Below are 861 nucleotides of genomic sequence, written 5' to 3'. Positions count from 1 at the left end.
ATAACGCCTGCAATAAGGTGCGCCCCACTGAACCAACAAAACGCGCCAAACTCCATACCAAAACCGCCGAGTGTAATGCGTCACCTTGATTGCCTTGTTAGCTGCTTGCCAACCAGGTCTACGCAAATATCAATTCAAATAGTAATTGATATAACGCTTAAATACTCTTCCGCCAGTACGGCTTATAGTGGCTATAGGTTTCAGCAAAGTATTAAAATGAACACCTAGCACTCGGTTTGTATTTGATCTGCTCTTAATCGCTTGAGCTAAATTATCATAAACTTGACAGAACTGATCGATGTCACCATTTTGAGCCTGCGAGAAACAATCATTTCTACCATCCCAAACACATTCAGAGTTACAGTGTAGCCCAAAGCCATGCTTCGTCTTTTTTTGTACTAATTTATTCATTTGGTTAGAAAATTGGTTCTTAGTTAAAATATAACTATCAATTGACACCCATTTACCTCCAAGATTCACTTGAGTTACTGCATGGAATAACTTATGGGGAAGTATGTAATAAATAAGACTAGGAATTGCATATCTTAATATCTCTTTATCGATATAAACGAAAGCCAATCGAGACTCGAACCCTGCTAAAGTTAATAGATGACATAGCAGATCAGCTTGAGCATTACAGTGACCCATTCCATTTTTCACTGTGTCTTCTGGGGAGACCGTTTCAAAATCAGCCGTAAAACCAAACTTTATATGATCCCTAACCCAATTATGAAGCACTACTAGTAATTCAGTTTCAGAATTCGAATTTTGCTTAAAATTCCGAACTAATACTTCTAATGACACTCTACAAACCTCACTTATATACTTGATGGGTTGCTATAACTTGTATTTGCAGCTAAC

At 37.6% G+C, this 861-nt stretch carries 1 protein-coding gene; it reads right to left on the bottom strand.

Going from position 1 to position 861, the window contains the following annotated elements; genetic code table 11:
• Positions 1 to 129 precede the first annotated feature (129 nt).
• On the bottom strand, positions 130 to 804 hold the full coding sequence (locus C942_RS23695) for a transglutaminase-like domain-containing protein (protein ID WP_007471298.1): 675 nt from the start codon (positions 802 to 804) through the stop codon (positions 130 to 132).
• Between the last annotated feature and the right edge of the window lie 57 nt (positions 805 to 861).

The sequence above is a fragment of the Photobacterium marinum genome, assembly GCF_000331515.1.
Classification (GTDB): Bacteria; Pseudomonadota; Gammaproteobacteria; order Enterobacterales; family Vibrionaceae; genus Photobacterium; species Photobacterium marinum.
Note: the sequence above shows the minus strand (reverse complement) of the source record. Positions and strands in the feature narration are given on the sequence as shown.